The 15583-nt window shown below is 40.2% G+C and carries 15 protein-coding genes, 1 tRNA gene and 1 riboswitch; of the genes, 9 read left to right on the top strand and 7 right to left on the bottom strand.

Translation table 11 applies throughout. The annotated features are described in order from the left end of the window. Positions 1-11 precede the first annotated feature (11 nt). The 4 genes from LX80_RS08605 to LX80_RS08590 all read left to right on the top strand — a co-directional run bounded on the left by LX80_RS08605 (position 12) and on the right by LX80_RS08590 (position 3507). Positions 12-698, top strand: coding sequence for a carotenoid biosynthesis protein (locus LX80_RS08605; protein ID WP_111295295.1), 687 nt, complete (start codon positions 12-14; stop codon positions 696-698). Beyond that, positions 695-1204, top strand: a complete 510-nt coding sequence (locus LX80_RS08600) for a sterol desaturase family protein (RefSeq protein WP_111295293.1) — start codon at positions 695-697, stop codon at positions 1202-1204. Before LX80_RS08605 ends, LX80_RS08600 begins: the two co-directional genes overlap by 4 nt. Continuing rightward, a complete protein-coding gene (locus tag LX80_RS08595) occupies positions 1201-2367 on the top strand; it encodes a lycopene cyclase family protein (RefSeq protein WP_111295291.1) in 1167 nt (388 codons plus the stop codon). Before LX80_RS08600 ends, LX80_RS08595 begins: the two co-directional genes overlap by 4 nt. A gap of 129 nt (positions 2368-2496) precedes the next feature. Beyond that, the gene (locus tag LX80_RS08590) at positions 2497-3507 is read left to right on the top strand and encodes a YncE family protein (protein ID WP_111295289.1); all 1011 of its coding nucleotides are present in this window, start codon (positions 2497-2499) and stop codon (positions 3505-3507) included. A 72-nt stretch (positions 3508-3579) separates the two neighbouring features. On the opposite strand, the gene LX80_RS08585 is transcribed toward LX80_RS08590, so the two are convergent. The 7 genes from LX80_RS08585 to LX80_RS08550 form a co-directional block, all read right to left on the bottom strand. Next, a tRNA-Arg gene (locus LX80_RS08585) sits at positions 3580-3651 on the bottom strand. A 162-nt stretch (positions 3652-3813) separates the two neighbouring features. Continuing rightward, the gene (locus LX80_RS08575) at positions 3814-4392 is read right to left on the bottom strand and encodes a MarC family protein (RefSeq protein WP_111295285.1); all 579 of its coding nucleotides are present in this window, start codon (positions 4390-4392) and stop codon (positions 3814-3816) included. 63 nt (positions 4393-4455) lie between these two features. Then, positions 4456-5166 carry a Dph6-related ATP pyrophosphatase gene (locus tag LX80_RS08570; protein WP_245898025.1) on the bottom strand — a complete coding sequence of 237 codons (711 nt, stop codon included), beginning with the start codon at positions 5164-5166 and terminating at the stop codon, positions 4456-4458. 6 nt (positions 5167-5172) lie between these two features. Next, positions 5173-5388, bottom strand: coding sequence for a cysteine-rich CWC family protein (locus tag LX80_RS08565; protein WP_111295283.1), 216 nt, complete (start codon positions 5386-5388; stop codon positions 5173-5175). After that, positions 5375-6322 (bottom strand): ABC transporter substrate-binding protein, encoded by a 948-nt coding sequence (locus LX80_RS08560; RefSeq protein ID WP_111295281.1) that lies wholly within the window; start codon positions 6320-6322, stop codon positions 5375-5377. Before LX80_RS08560 ends, LX80_RS08565 begins: the two co-directional genes overlap by 14 nt. A gap of 49 nt (positions 6323-6371) precedes the next feature. Next, entirely contained in the window at positions 6372-6980 is a 609-nt protein-coding gene (locus LX80_RS08555; protein ID WP_111295279.1) for a DUF6580 family putative transport protein, read from the bottom strand. An 11-nt stretch (positions 6981-6991) separates the two neighbouring features. Further along, on the bottom strand, positions 6992-8926 hold the full coding sequence (locus LX80_RS08550) for a TonB-dependent receptor plug domain-containing protein (protein ID WP_111295277.1): 1935 nt from the start codon (positions 8924-8926) through the stop codon (positions 6992-6994). A gap of 132 nt (positions 8927-9058) precedes the next feature. Continuing rightward, a riboswitch (cobalamin riboswitch) is annotated at positions 9059-9257 on the bottom strand. 60 nt (positions 9258-9317) lie between these two features. Between LX80_RS08550 and LX80_RS08545 the strand changes: the two genes are divergently transcribed. The 5 genes from LX80_RS08545 (at position 9318) to LX80_RS08525 (ending at position 15539) form a co-directional block, all read left to right on the top strand. Continuing rightward, entirely contained in the window at positions 9318-9914 is a 597-nt protein-coding gene (locus LX80_RS08545) for a TMEM175 family protein (protein WP_111295673.1), read from the top strand. 101 nt (positions 9915-10015) lie between these two features. Beyond that, the gene (locus tag LX80_RS08540) at positions 10016-11356 is read left to right on the top strand and encodes an APC family permease (RefSeq protein WP_111295275.1); all 1341 of its coding nucleotides are present in this window, start codon (positions 10016-10018) and stop codon (positions 11354-11356) included. Between the two features lie 11 nt (positions 11357-11367). Then, entirely contained in the window at positions 11368-12555 is a 1188-nt protein-coding gene (locus LX80_RS08535) for a trans-sulfuration enzyme family protein (protein WP_111295273.1), read from the top strand. A gap of 128 nt (positions 12556-12683) precedes the next feature. Continuing rightward, a complete protein-coding gene (locus LX80_RS08530; protein ID WP_111295271.1) occupies positions 12684-14144 on the top strand; it encodes a TolC family protein in 1461 nt (486 codons plus the stop codon). 48 nt (positions 14145-14192) lie between these two features. Then, on the top strand, positions 14193-15539 hold the full coding sequence (locus LX80_RS08525; protein WP_111295269.1) for an efflux RND transporter periplasmic adaptor subunit: 1347 nt from the start codon (positions 14193-14195) through the stop codon (positions 15537-15539). The last annotated feature ends 44 nt before the right edge of the window (positions 15540-15583 follow it).

Genomic DNA, 15583 nt, shown 5'->3' with positions numbered 1-15583 from the left:
TAACAGCATACATGCAGTCAAAAAAAGTAGAAAATATTTCGGTATTCATTGCAGTACTCATTCATGTTAGCGGTGTCATTGGTATTTTATTCACGCCTTACCGCGATTGGTTTGTAGCGTTTACGCCGTTGAACCTGTTGCTGATGTTTGTTTTGTTGCTCATCAATCAGCCCAAGCGAAGCCAATGGTTTTGGCTATTGGCGGCCATTTGTTTTGTAACCGGTATGCTGGCTGAAATTATTGGTGTGCAAACCGGTTGGTTATTCGGCCATTATGGTTATGGCCATATTTTGGGTCCTAAATTGGCAGGAGTGCCCTGGTTAATTGGTTTGTATTGGTTTGTGATTGTTTATGGCAGTGGTAATTTAATGTACTTGCTGATGCAAAAATTATTCAGGCCATTTTCGGAGGTGCCCGGTTTTTTTGAGAAAAAATCAACCCGTTTTGTCATTGTGTTCGATGGGGCCATTTTAGCCACATGTTTCGATTTTTTAATGGAGCCCACAGCTATTAAACTGGGGTTTTGGCATTGGGACGGATTGGTGGTGCCCTGGTTCAATTACTTGTGCTGGTTTATCATTAGCTTATTGTTATTAGTGGTAATGGTAAAGCTGCCATTTCAGAAAAACAACTATTTCGCGGTACATTTGTTAATCATTCAGTTATTGTTTTTTTTAGCCTTAAGCTTTTACTTATGATGTTGGTAATTTACATATTGGTAACACTGGCCACATTTGTGGTAATGGAGGGCATTACCTGGTTAACGCATAAATATGTGATGCATGGTTTTTTGTGGTATTTGCATGAAGACCATCACCAAAAAGGCAAAGGCTTCTTTGAAAAAAATGATGCGTTCTTCCTGATTTTTGCCATACCCAGTTGGTTATGCATTATGTTGGGTTTACAAAACGGTTATTACTATGTAGCATCTATTGGCTTTGGTATTGCTTTGTATGGCTTTGCTTATTTTTTGGTGCACGAAGTAATTATACACCAACGTTTTAAATGGTTTACCCGCAGCAATAATACATACATTAAAGCGATTCGTTGGGCACATAAAATGCACCACAAGCACTTGGGAAAAGAAGATGGGGAAAGTTTTGGAATGTTGTTTGTGGCCAAAAAATATTGGGACAAAGTGCATAAGGATGAAAAGTTGCAAAAGCAACAAAATCAATATTGGGCTTCTCATCAACAATCATGAATACAATACCGCCCAACCATTACAACTATATTATTGCCGGAGCCGGTGCAGCGGGTTTAAGTTTATTAATGCGCCTGTTACAAGCACCTGCTTTGCAACAACAATCTGTTTTAATTATTGATCAACAAACCAAAAACAGCAACGACCGCACCTGGTGTTTTTGGGAGGCCGGAACAGGATTGTTTGAACCCATTGTGCACCATCGTTGGCAGCAATTGCGCTTTGCTGCTTCCCATACCGATATTGGATTTTCTATTGCCCCTTATACGTACAAAATGATTCGGGGAATTGATTTTTACCGGTATGTATTGAACCACAGTGCTGCATTTCCGCGGGTAACATTTTTGCAAGCAACGGTAATGGGTTGTCGTAATACAGATACGGGAGCTTTGGTGGAAACAGATAAGGGCAGCTTTACAGCCGATTATGTGTTTAACAGTATAGTAGCCAAAGAATTGCCGCCGCCCAATTTTAAAGGCTATTTTCTGTGGCAACATTTTAAGGGGAAAATCATTGAAACGCCTCAGCCCGTATTCAACGCAACGGAAGCTACATTCATGGATTTTACGGTGTCTCAGCATAACGGTACTACCTTTATGTATGTATTGCCTTTTTCAGCCAATACTGCTTTGGTAGAATATACTTTATTTACCAAACAGTTATTGCCACCGGAAGCATATGATGCTGCCATACAGCGCTACATGCAGGAAAAATATGGCATTGCTGAGTTTACAACCTTACACGATGAATGGGGTAAAATACCCATGACCAACTATCGGTTTGCACAACCCGATGGAAACATCATTCCTATTGGCATTGCCGCCGGGCAAGCGAAGGGGAGTAGCGGTTATGCCTTTTATTTTATTCAGCAGCAAACGGCCGGCATTGTACAACGGTTGGTTCAGCACCAACATCCTGCAGTGTCGGTGGCTTGGTTGCAACGCCGGTTTCAATGGTACGATAAAGTGTTGTTACGTGTGTTGGATAAACAATTCATGCCCGGTGCGGATATATTTACCGCTATTTTTAAAAAAAATAAGCCTGCTACCATTTTGCGTTTTTTAAACAATGAAAGTAGTTTGGCAGAAGATTGGCACATTATGCGCAGTGTACCCATGCATTTGTTTTTACCTGCTGCACTGCATACGGCTTTATTTCGATAAAAGGATTGTGGGGGCAAAAGGAACGGATAACTTCAGAATTGCTTCAACATTCCATCATAGTTTTGATGTGGCGCCGGTAGGGTTGTGCTTGTTTCCATTTGTTTCATTCATTACAAAAAATAAACGATCATGAAATTATTGTACACGATAGCCTGTTGGTTATTGAGCCTATGCCTGTTGCAAACTGCTGTTGCACAATCGGGCTATAAGGTGGTTGCTCATTTTCCGGTAAGCGGAAATGGCGGTTGGGATTATATTAACCTTCAGCCAGGAACGAACCAATTGTATATAGCGCATGGTACACAGGTCAATATTATTGATAAACAGTCGGGCGATTCATTAGGGATTATTCCCAATACCATTGGTGTGCATGGTATTGCTTTTGTACCTGCATTGGGGAAAGGTTTTACCAGCAATGGCGGCAGTAATACGGTGACTGTATTTCGGTTAGATAATCATGCAGTGATTGACCAAATTGCCGCCGGTGAAAATCCCGATGCCATCTTTTACGAAACCTATTCAAAAAAAATTATTACTTGCAATGGACGCAGCAAAGATTTGTCCATCATTGATCCTGTTGCACACAAAGTAGTGCATACCATTGCCGTTGGCGGTAAGCCGGAAACAGCGGTGAGCAATGGAAAAGGAAAAGTGTATGTGAACATTGAAGACAAAAATGAAATTGCGGTGGTAGATATGAACAAAATGGAAGTAGTGGCCCATTGGTCAATTGCACCCGGACAGTCGCCCACGGGTTTGGTCATAGACAATAATACGCACCGTTTATTTGCCGGCTGTGATGAGCATTTGATGGTAATAGATGCGGATAATGGAAGCGTTGTGGCCGATTTACCCATTGGTGCGGGTTGTGATGGAGTGGTGATAGACCCTGCTTTGCATTATATCTGTACATCGAATGGGGTGGGTAACATGACGGTAGTGAAGGAAATGAATAAAGACCAATTTGAAGTAGTTGAAAATGTACCAACCCTGCGTGGTGCCCGAACCAGTTGTATAGATGAGCGTACACATACCATTTATATGCCTACCGCAGCATTTGAGCCACTGCAACCGGGCGAAAAGGGTAGGCCTAAAATAAAGCCCGGAACCTTTCAGGTGTTGAAGCTTGTGCACGAATAGGATATTCAGTGCTTTTGATACAATGGCTTGTGAAAAGCAATGCAAGTGATGGCAATTGAAGCAGCTGTAATGTGGCCTCGCCAGGAATCGAACCTGGATCTGGAGCTTCGGAAACTCTTATACTATCCATTGTACTACGAGGCCGGATGGCATTAGGCCGCAAAAATAATTGTTTCGGCCATTGCATGAACATTATTTCGGGTAAACTGTTATTTAATAATATTACTGCCGCACAGCGAACCGAACGTACAAGTGTGCGACGCAACGGAAGCCCTATCGTTGTTCAACAGCTGATTACCCAACAATTTATTTTCCAAAAGCAGCAATATTGCTGCTGAATATTTTAACGGCAATTGCCAATAAAATAACGCCGAAGAATTTGCGTACGGCCAATAACCCGGCTTTGCCTAAAGCATGTTCAATAAATCGTAATGATTTTAATACGATGTACACAATGATTAAGTTGATGATGATGCCTGCCAGAATGTACACTTGTTGAAAGTTGGCTTTTAGCGACATGATGGTGGTGAGGGTGCCACTGCCGGCAATGATGGGAAATGCAATGGGCACAACGGTTCCGGAAGCAGCATCGGAATCACCTTTAAAAATTTCGTGGCCTAAAACCATTTCTAATCCCAACAAAAAAATGACGATAGAACCACCAACGGCAAAGGAGCGAATATCTAACCCTAAGATGCTGAGGAATTGTTGGCCGACCAATAAAAATAAAATCATGAGTCCGCCGGAAACCAAGGTGGCTTTAGAAGAGCGGATATCGCCCATTTTATCTTTTAATGAAATGAGCAGGGGTATGGATCCCACAATATCAATAACGGCGAACAGGGTAAAGGTTACGGTAATCAGTTGGTCGAAATGAATATTCATTGGGTTGGTTGGTTTAGCTGCTGAATAAAAACAGGTTAAATATATTACAATATGTGCAAGCTATCAAACCGATGCGGGTAATAAATCGCAAAACCAAAAGCCCATGGTTTGTTCGTTGTTATTGGGCGCTGTATAGGTGCGGTACACTTTTTCGCCTATGGTAAAGGGAACGGGTTGGCGGAATATGGGGCCGTTGAAAACAAAGCTGTGGAACTCGCCGTTTTCGCCACAGGGATCAACTGTTGGGGGAAGATCTTTTACAAATTGATGATCGATGATGCGGCCTACAAAACTGCTGTCTAACAGTTCGGCCTTGGTGCAAACAATAATGGCTTGGAAGCCCAGGTCGATAAATTCATGCACCAGCCGGGTGGTGTTGCATTGCCACAAAGGGAAATAGGCTTGAAAGCCGGCTGCGGCTAATTTTTCTTCGCGATAGCGGCGCAGGTCTTCTAAAAAAATATCGCCGAATACGGCATGGGTATAGCCTTGTGCTTTGAACTGTTGCATGGTATGACCCATTAGCTGATTATAGGTGTCCATATCGGGTTGTTCGGGCAAAAATAGCGGTACTAACGGTAATGCCATTGCGTTGGCTTGTTGCTGCATTAACTGTAACCGAACACCATGCATGGAAACACGATTATAGGCTTGATTAACAGAAGTTAATAAGCTGCCAACCTGCCATTGTTGCGGTTGTTGCAAAATGTGGTATAAGGCAAGAGCACTGTCTTTACCGCCACTCCAGTTAAAAATTGTACGGTGAGGCATCATAAACGGTTAAGGTAAATGAAATTTTTCTTTAAACAGGATGTATTTGTTTTTGAGTTGCAACAGGCAGTTGTGGCATAGGCAATCGCTATAGCGTTGTTCAATAAAGTTGCGCTCTTCCGGCGTAAGGATAATTTCGTTGCAATGGCAATGGGCAATATCGCCCACTTTACATTGAAAGGGTTCTTGGCAACGGGCGCAAAATTTGGTTTCATGTTGTGGCATAGCGGTGAGTATTTGAATAAAGGGGTTGGTACTTGTGTTGCAGGTGTGTTGGAATGGAAAATAATTGCGGATGTATTAACCCTGCCAGCAAGGCAATACCGTTAACCAGTGTAGAGGCGCTGGGTTGGGTGAATAAATCATAGTCGGCAATGAATACCTGTTTGTTTTGAACCGCTTTTAAAGAAGGCCATTCCGGCAGTTGGGTAAGCAAATGCATTTCGGTAAGTGTGCGCTGAATGGTAAAACCACAGGGAGCAATTACAATAACTTCGGGGTTGTATTTTACAATTTTTTGCCAGGGGGTAACAATAGAATCGCCACCCGGATGACTGATTAAATCAATACCGCCGGCTTGTGCAATTTGATAGGGAATCCAATGACCGCAATTGTAAACAGGGGCCATCCATTCTAACAGTGCAACGGTTTTTAAGGGCATGTTGTGCAAGCGCAGTTGGTTTAGAATGTGTTGGGTAGTTTGTTGCAATTGTGCCAAATAACTGTAAGCTGCTTCTTCGTGCCCCATGGCTTTTGCTATGGTAATGGCAGTGGTAAACACATCGGTTAAAGTTTGTGGGGTTAAGGGAATAAGCTGCGGTTGTTTGGGTAGGCGACTAACTGCAGCAGCGGTGCAAGCTGTATCTATTTGGCATACCTCACAAACATCTTGCGTAAAAATTATATCGGGTGCAATGTTTTGGAGAATGGGTTCATCTACATAATACAGACTTTTTCCCGAAGCTTTTGCGGCAGAGAAAACAGTGTCAATTTCAGTGCTGCTGAGTGTTTTCCCTTCTAACACACAGCGAACTATTTTAGGCTTTTGTTGCAATGCTTGTTCGGGGCATTCAAATGTAACACCCATTAAATGCGTTTGCAAACCCATATCATATATCATTTGGGTGGCTGCCGGCAAAAATGAAACAACTGATGGCATAAACCTGATTTTAAAAATTGGGGCAGCCTTTTGCCGCCCCAATCATTGTTTAGGAATGGTGTATGCTTGTGCTGTTTAAACGAGGGTATTTTTTTTGTAACCACTCATAACTTCCATAAAATACAGCACCATAAAGTATATTGGCAATGAGCATATTTTTTAAAAACGGCAATGCCTGTACGTAACATTGAATAAAGCCGTCTAAATTACGTTTTAAGGGCTGGCCATTTCTAATATCTAAACCGCCATACCACCAAACAGGTATATCGGTAATAATCCAGTGAGCAAAAGCTGCTGCAATGGCTGCCCATAACACTGTGGCAATTTTTACTTTTTGAATAGCCATGCCAATACATACAATTGCCGCAAAAGCCAGATAGTTGTAATACCAGTGGCTGTACAGCAATCCGTTGCCGTAACCGGAATAAATGGTGTGCATTAGAATTACATCGCTAAGGAATAATGCGCCAAGCGGGAAAACAAATTTTTTCCAGTAGCGGTTGAAGTAAGTGCCGCCAAATAAACCCATGGCACCAATAGGTGAAAAATTAGCCAAAGGTGATAACGTGCTGCCTGCATTGCCAATACGTAATGCGGCTGCCAATAACACAATGCATAAAATGACAGCAGTTGCGGGATTGAATTTTTGTAATGTCATAGCCCTGTGTTTTAAAAGTTAAAATAAGCACCGCTCATCATGTTAAAGCGTTTGCTGTTATAGCCTACAATATCAAAATATTGCTGATTGGTGATATTGTTGAGCGAAGTAAACAAGCGGATACGTTGATTGATTTGGTAACTGATGAAGCAGTTAAGCGTATAATAAGCAGGCATTAAATCGGGCCCCACATCGTAAGGACCTTTTAGTCGGGTACCGACATATTTAAATGCGGGTGCCAGTGTAAAGCCTTTAAATGGTGATAGGGTAAGAATGCTGTTCATGGTAAAGTTAGGACGGCGGAATAAGTTGTTAACGCTAACCCCATTTTGAATACCATGTCCATCAATGTAAGTAAGGTTGTTGGTCCAGGTACCAAAACGGCCCACTTGTGTATTGCTTTCTACCTCAAAGCCATAGTCGTGTTGCGCATCGCGATTAATGTAATAGCTGTTATAGTTGGCATCGGTATAAAAAATAATGAGGTTTTTGGTGTCGCGTTTAAAGGCGGCCAAACGCAGGCTCATTTTTTTATCGGTGCTTTGGGTTTGTAAACCCATTTCGTAGGTAACGCTGCTTTCGGGTTTTAAATTTTTATTGCCATAAGCGCTGTAGAGTTGATAAAGCGATGGAATATTATACCCTGAAGAAATGTTGATGAATAATTTGGTGTTTTCATCAATAATGAATGAAGGGTTTATGGTATAAGTAGCATTATTACCATAAATGGAATGGTGGTTAATGCGGCTGCCTAATTCAAAATTAAAGCCATGCAAGTTCAGCAACAATAAGGAAGCATAAGCTGATATTTGACTAACATGAGCACTGTCTTGTCCCAATTCCGAGCTGTAAGGGCCATAGGGGCCTGTGCTAAAATAGCTTTGAGCGGTATTTTGGTGTTGGTATTGCACGCCTGCCACTAAGCGTAAATGCTGTTGCAATTGCACATTGCCAAAAGTTTCCAAAGTAGTGGTATGGCCGGTATATTGCTCGTTGGAATAATTGAAGTAAGGGCTTGAAACATACGTGCTGTCGTTGACGTAGTGGCGACTATTTTGTTGATAACTGGCTTGTAATGTCCAATTCATTTTATTGTGTTGATAAATCAGTGAGGCACCGCCTAAGTTATTTATACTGCGTAAGGTATAATCTTTTTCGTCGGTAAAAGCACCTGCCGGCAAGTCGGTAAAATAATTACTGAAGTTACCGAAAGCCTTAGCCGTTAGGTGAGGTGAAAAATGGTAACGGGTTTCGGCAATAACAGTGTTTTGCTTAAAGCCATCATTTTTAAAGTTTTGTTTACCGGTACTATCATAAGCAGCCGGAAATCCACCGCTGTTGATGTAATTGTATTGAACCAAATAATCCCATTTTTTGAGTGAGCCGCTGATGCCGGCGCCGCCATTCAACGTATTATAAGTGCCATACGCAGCATTGGCATTAAAAGCTATTTTCTTTTTGGATTCTTTTTTCAAGAAAATTTGAATAACGCCGGCTACGGCATTGCTGCCCCAAAGGGTACTTTGGCCTCCTTTTAAAATTTCAATTCTTTCAACCTGGTCAAGCGGAATGGAATTAAGGTCGAATGAATTGTTGATTTGCGAAGGGTCGTACACCGGAACGCCATCAATTACAATAAGCATATTGCCGGCTGTAGAACCACGAAAATATAAATCGAGATTGGTACCCAACGCATTGTTACTGCCATTAATAAAAAAGCCTGCCTGGGTATTGAGTAAAGTAGCTAAGCTGCTGCCGGCATTGTTTTCAATGGTTTTGTGGTCAATTACGGTAATAATTTTACCGGTTTCGGCCGCTTTCATGGGCATTTTGTTGGCAGTTACTACCACCTCGTTTAGTTGGCGGGTGGCCATGGTGTCAATTTGTGCGAAAGTAGAAAGGCATAGTGTTGATGCCGTTAAAAGGAGCATGAATGATTTGCTCATTGTTGTTTGTTTTTAAAAGTGAACAATGAGCTTTCAGGAAAATGAACAAACGGAGAAATATAAACGACCGCTGCAGTCAGTCTTTTACATTCCATGCTTTTCACCCGAAAGCCGTGAATGAAATACTCATTTTTCAATGAGTGTGTATTGGCAGGTCTTCTGGCTTAGGCTTAAGCACCTTCCCATTCTTTACAGAACAGTGGTTGTTTTGCTTTCTCTTTTTACAGAGGCCTTTACAGCTACGGGGATAGCACCGGAATTACACCGGTTTCCCTTTTAATCAGTATAAGGAACGAAAACCCTATACTGAACCAAATACAAGGCAAAAATAGGAAATGAATTGATAAGCCATTTTTTTATTTATCTTCCCTTGCAACAAATACTTTTATGCATGCGTAAGGGGCGACTAGAAGCATTTAGTGATGGCGTATTGGCTATCATCATTACCATTATGGTATTAGAATTAAAAGTGCCACATATGGTAAGTTGGGAGGCTTTGTTGGAAATATGGCCGGTATTTTTAAGTTATGTATTAAGCTTTATATATCTCGGCATTTATTGGAATAACCATCACCACTTATTACAAGCGGTGTTGCAGGTAAATGGAAAAGTATTGTGGGCAAACTTGCACCTGTTGTTTTGGTTGTCATTGGTGCCCTTTGCATCCGGTTGGATGGGCGAAAATCATTTTGCTCAGTTGCCGGTAATTGTTTATGGATTTGTGTTATTGATGAGTGCTATTGCCTATTACATATTGGTGCGGGCATTAATCAAATTACATGGTAAGAAAACAACTTTAGCTACCGCTATAGGTAACGATGCAAAAGGAAAAATTTCGGTGGTCATTTATGTTGCCGCAATGTTATTGGGCCTATGGAATGCCTGGCCGGCTTTGTTTTTATATGGCGTTGTTGCAGTAATATGGATAGTGCCGGATAAGCGAATTGAAAAAAATTTAGTACATAATGAGTTGAATGAAGAGGCATGAAAAGAGGAACCTTTTTTGAGAATAGAATGAAGAATAAAATGACATTGTTGATTAGTTGCATGCAATTGTTTATTATATTGAATGTTTTTTACTAACACCTTATGCGCGGAAAACAACAATTAAACCTATTCAGCTTTACCATGATAGTGGTGGGCCTTGTAATAGGAATGGGTATTTTTAGAACAGCTGCTACTTCAGCAAAAGATGCTATTAATCCTTCTGTATATTTCATAGCCTGGTTGTTAGGCGGCTTTGTTGCGTTTTGTGGTGCATTAACCTATGCGGAAATAGGTAGCCGTTATCCGGTAACCGGGGGATATTATAAAATTTTTTCGGTAGCCTATCATCCCAGTATTGCATTTGCCATTAATTGTATTATTCTTATCAGCAATGCAGCTTCATTAAGCGGGGTAGCATTAATAGGCAGCGGGTATATTGTTAAACTATTACCGGGCAATCATTGGAATGATGTAGATAAAGCCATTATTAGTGCTATAGCCATTGTGGTGTTTTATGGTATTAATTTAATGGGATTAAGAATGAGTGCTAAGGCGCAAAATATACTCATGCTCATTAAGATTGGGATGATTGTAGTGTTAATAGCGGCCTTGTTTTTTCCCGTTACGCAACCGGCTGCTGTACAGCAAGCCAATGACGTTACCACAAATATGAGTTGGATTCAAAGTTTAGGCATAAGCTTAATTGCAGTTTCTTTTACGTATGGGGGCTATCAGCAAACCATTAATTTCGGAAATGAAATTAATGAGCCGGCTAAAAATATGCCTCGTGGTATATTCATGGGTATAGCCATTATCATTATTTTATATCTGCTGGTGAATTACAGTTATTATAAAATTATCGGATTTCATCAAATGAAGCAGGAAACAGAAATTGCTTACGTATTAATTCACAATGTGTTTGGCGTTCGTGGTGCAGAAATTTTTTCCTTCTTTTTATTTGTAGGCGTGCTTTCTTACGTAAATGCATTGCTGTTAAGCAACCCCAGGGTAATGTATGCCATGAGTGATGAAGGTTCATTGCCAAAAATATTTGGCAAGCAAAGCAGTAAGAATCAGGTGTTAACGGTTTCTTTAACCGTGTTTACCGCTATGTGTATCATTATTCTTGTGTTTGCACAAACATTTGAAAAGATTTTGAATTTTACCATTTTCCTCGATTCGTTTGGAATGGTGGGCTCGAGTGCCACTATTTTTATTTTGCGACGTAAAACCAAGCATTTAGACAATACCGGCATTTATAAAATGAAATTGTATCCATTGCTGCCCATCATTTTTATTGCCGCTTATGTGTTTGTGTGTGTCAGTATTATTATTCGCACCCCATTAACGGCATTGGTGGGTGTATTGGTATTAGCGGCGTTTATAATCTTGTATTTTATTTTTCATAAAAAGCAGCATGATAGCAGCACGTTTACCTCATAAAAAAATTTTGTATGAATAACGAACAGGATATTTCCTACATATTGAATGAATTGGGAGAAGAGAACGACCAGTATTTTAGGGCTGTTACACCACCCATTGTTCAAACCTCTAATTTCTCTTTTAAAACGGTGGCCGATTTGCGTAAAGCTTTTGCTAATGAATATAGTACCTGGTTGTATAGCAGAGGGTTAAATCCAACGGTGAAAATATTATCGCAAAAGCTGGCAGCATTAGATAGTGCCGAAGATTGCCTGGTATTGAATAGTGGTGCAGCAGCCATATTTGCGGCCGTTTTGGCCAATGTAAAATCGGGCGATCATATTGTAAGTGTTGCAGGCGTTTACACTTGGGCCAGGAAAATGTTTGAAGAAATATTGCCGCGTTTTGGCGTAACCCATACTTATATTGATGGCAGTGCCATTGAAAACTGGCAAAAGGCCATTCAACCCAATACCCGCTTGTTTTATTTAGAATCGCCCAATAGCTGGACCTATGAACTTCAGGATTTAGCTGCGGTGGCTGCATTGGCCAAACAACACCAAATTGTTTCAGTTATTGATAACAGTTATTGTACCCCTTTATATCAGCAACCCATTCAAATGGGTATTGATATTAGTATTCAATCTGCCACAAAATACATAGGTGGTCATAGCGATGTGGTAGCAGGGGTATTAAGCAGCAACAAAGTTATGATTGAACGTATTTTTAACAGTGAATACTTAAATATAGGCAGTGGCATTCAGCCCTTTAATGCTTGGTTACTCATTCGCGGGTTACGAACCTTGCCAATGCGGTTGGCACATATTACCAAAACTACACAACGGGTGATTGATTATTTAAAAACAGAATCGTTGGTGGAAAAGGTCATTTTCCCATTTGAGCCCAATTTCCCGCAATTATCATTGGCTAAAAAACAAATGAAAGGCGCCTGCGGATTGTGTACCATTGTATTAAAGCCATTGCCCATACAATCCATTGAAACATTCTGTAATGCTTTACAGCACATTCGCATGGCGGTAAGTTGGGGTGGACATGAAAGTTTAGTAGTACCCCGTTGTGCAGGTTTTGCAGAGGCAGAATACGATGAGCAAAATGCCGAGCATAGAATGTTGCGTTTATATGTGGGGCTTGAAGACCCTGATTATTTAATAGCCGATTTACAACAAGCCTTTAAAAAAGCCGCTGCTCCTGTTCATTAAACCATTTATCTAAAATTTCGTGTTGCCATTTCTATTCTGTTATTTTTGTATAGAATAGAGGATGGATGGTTAACCGTTTTGCGTGGCTATTTGAAGTTGTATTGTTCAAAAAATAAAATAATGACTGCATGAAATATGTGTTTTTGTTCATTTTTGTTTCCTTAACAGTGCTGGGTTATGGACAAACCACTGAAAAGTGGACGTTGCAGCGCTGTGTAGAATATGCCCTAAAAAACAATATTTCGGTTAAGCAGGCCGATGTACAGGCAAGGCTGGCTGCCTTACAAGTGCAACAAGCTAAATATTATCAAATTCCCACTTTATCATTAGGTACAGGTGTAGGTGTGCAATTTGGTCGATCTATTGACCGTACCACCAACATTTATACAAACACACAAGCATTGTATCAAAACATTCAAGCCAACAGTAATGTAACCTTATACAATTGGAATCGGTTAAAAAATAATGTGAATGCTGCACAATTCAGTGCAGAAGCTGCTTTGGCCGATGTTGAAAAAGCCAGCAACGATGCAGCTTTAAATGTAGCTACTTATTATTTGCAGGTATTAAGCGCCAATGAACAAATTAATATTAGCAAAGTACAAATTCAACAAACACAAACACAACTTGATATTACTAAGAAACAAGTGGAAGCGGGAGCCTTGCCCGAGTTAAACCAAATTGAGTTAGAAGCCCAATTGGCCAATGACAGCAGCAATTATATTGCCGCTAAAACTACATTTCAACAAAGTGTATTACAACTGAAAGCAGTTTTGAATTTAGATGCTGCCACCCCTTTCGAAGTGGATACGCCTGATGTATCCACCATACCTTTAGAATCCTTTGCCGATTTACAACCCGAAGTGGTTTATGCTTTAGCATTGAATAATCAGCCTTTGCAAAAAGGAAATGCATTTCGTTTAAAAGCAGCACAAAAAAATATGCAGGTTGCTAAAGCTGCGCTTTATCCTACCTTAGGATTTGGTATTAGCTTGGGTACCAACTTTTACAATTCATTTAATCAAATTGATGGTTATACTTTTAATGGTTATGCGCCTATTACCGGCGCTGAACCCATCGTGAAAATTGGCAGTGCCAATTATTATGTTCAAAATCCTGTTTTTTCTGTAACACAATCCAAAAAGAATTTCGGACAATTGTGGCAGGGATGGTCCAATCAAATTACCAACAACTTTGGTCAAGGCTTAGGAATTAACTTAAGTATTCCTGTATTTAATAACGGGCAAAGTCGCATAGCTTACCAACAAGCTAAATTAAATATCAAGAATACCCAATTGCAAAATGAGTTGGCAGACTTTACTTTAAAAAACAATATTTACACTGCCTATACCAATGCGGTATTAGCTGCCGAAAAGTTTAATGCCGGTAAGAAGAGTGTAATGAGTGCTCAGAAAGCATACGATTTTGCTTTAAAGCGTTATGAAATTGGTATGCTTGGAACCATTGATTTAATTACCAATCAAAACAACTTGTTGAAAGCAAAACTGCAGCAGGTAGCCAATGAATATGATTATATTTTTAAAATGAAATTGCTGGAGTTTTATAAAGGCATGGGCTTAAAGTTGTAATTCACTTACCATAAACATCATTCAACTTACTTATATAAAAATAACTGTATGAATAAAAAACTGCTTTGGACCATCATTATTCTAATTATTTTGTTAGGTGCCTTATGGGGTTTAAAGGCAGCCGGTGTTATTGGTAAAGATGAAGGGATTAAGGTTTCTGCCGAAAAAGCACAAGTAAGAACCATTATTGAAAGTGTAAATGCCAGCGGTAAAATTTATCCTGAAGTAGAAGTAAAAATTAGTCCGGATATTAGTGGTGAGGTAGTTGCCTTAAATGTAAACGAAGGCGATACGGTTAAAAAGGGACAAGAGTTGGCGAAAATATATGCCGACATTTATGTAACACAACGTGACCAAGTGGCGGCAATTGTTACACAAGCGCAGGCACAACTGGCCAATTTACAAGCTAGTTTGGTTGGATTAAAAGCTACGGTTGACCAAACAGAAGCCAACTATAAAAGGCAAAAAAAATTATTAGACGATAAAGTAATCAGCCGTCAGGAGTTTGAAACAGCTGAACAAGCTTATCGTTCAGCAGAAGCTAATTATAATGCTGCCATTCAAAATATTAATGCCAATAAAGCGAATATAAAAAATGCGCAGGCACAGTTGGCAAAAGCAAATGAAGATTTATCACGCACCATTATTACTGCACCCATTAGTGGCGTTGTAAGCTTGTTAAGTATTAAAAAAGGAGAAAGAGTAGCCGGTAACAGTTTTAATGTAGGAACTGAAATGATGCGCATTGCTGACCTAAGCAGCATAGTTGCGCAAGTTGATGTAGGCGAAAATGATATTCCAAAAATAAAAATTGGTGATACTGCTTTGGTAGAAGTTGATGCGTATAACGATAGAAAATTTAAAGGCGTGGTATATAAAATTGCCAATCCTGCTACTAATGCTTCTGCAACTACAACCACTACCTCAACCGATGTTACCAATTATAAAGTACATATTCGCTTGTTGCCGGAAAGCTATCAGGACTTAATAGTAAAAGGCCGTTTTCCTTTTAGGCCCGGTATGAGTGCCAGCGCCGACATACAAACCCGCACTGCGCCAAATGTATTGAGTGTTCCTTTAAATGCCGTTACAACAAGAGACATGAATGCAGATTCCACTGCCAATGCTGCCGGTAATAAAGATATGCAGAAGGCCGGCAATTCCGATAGTACCCAAGAAGTGGTATTTGTAATACAGAAAGACGGTACCGTTAAAATGACACCTGTTAAAACAGGTATTCAGGATTTGAATTATATACAAGTTACCAGTGGGCTTCAAGCAGGCGATGAGGTTGTTACAGGCCCTTATTCAACAGTAAGTAAGTTACTGAAAAATAAAGATAAGGTGCTAGTAACTCCAAAGGATAAGTTGTACGAAGTAAAACCATCTAATTAAAACAATTAATTTATTCAACATAAACCGGCCTTATTCATTGGCCG

Origin of the sequence: Hydrotalea sandarakina (assembly GCF_003254115.1) — a bacterium.
Classification (GTDB): domain Bacteria; phylum Bacteroidota; class Bacteroidia; order Chitinophagales; family Chitinophagaceae; genus Hydrotalea; species Hydrotalea sandarakina.
Note: the sequence above shows the minus strand (reverse complement) of the source record. Positions and strands in the feature narration are given on the sequence as shown.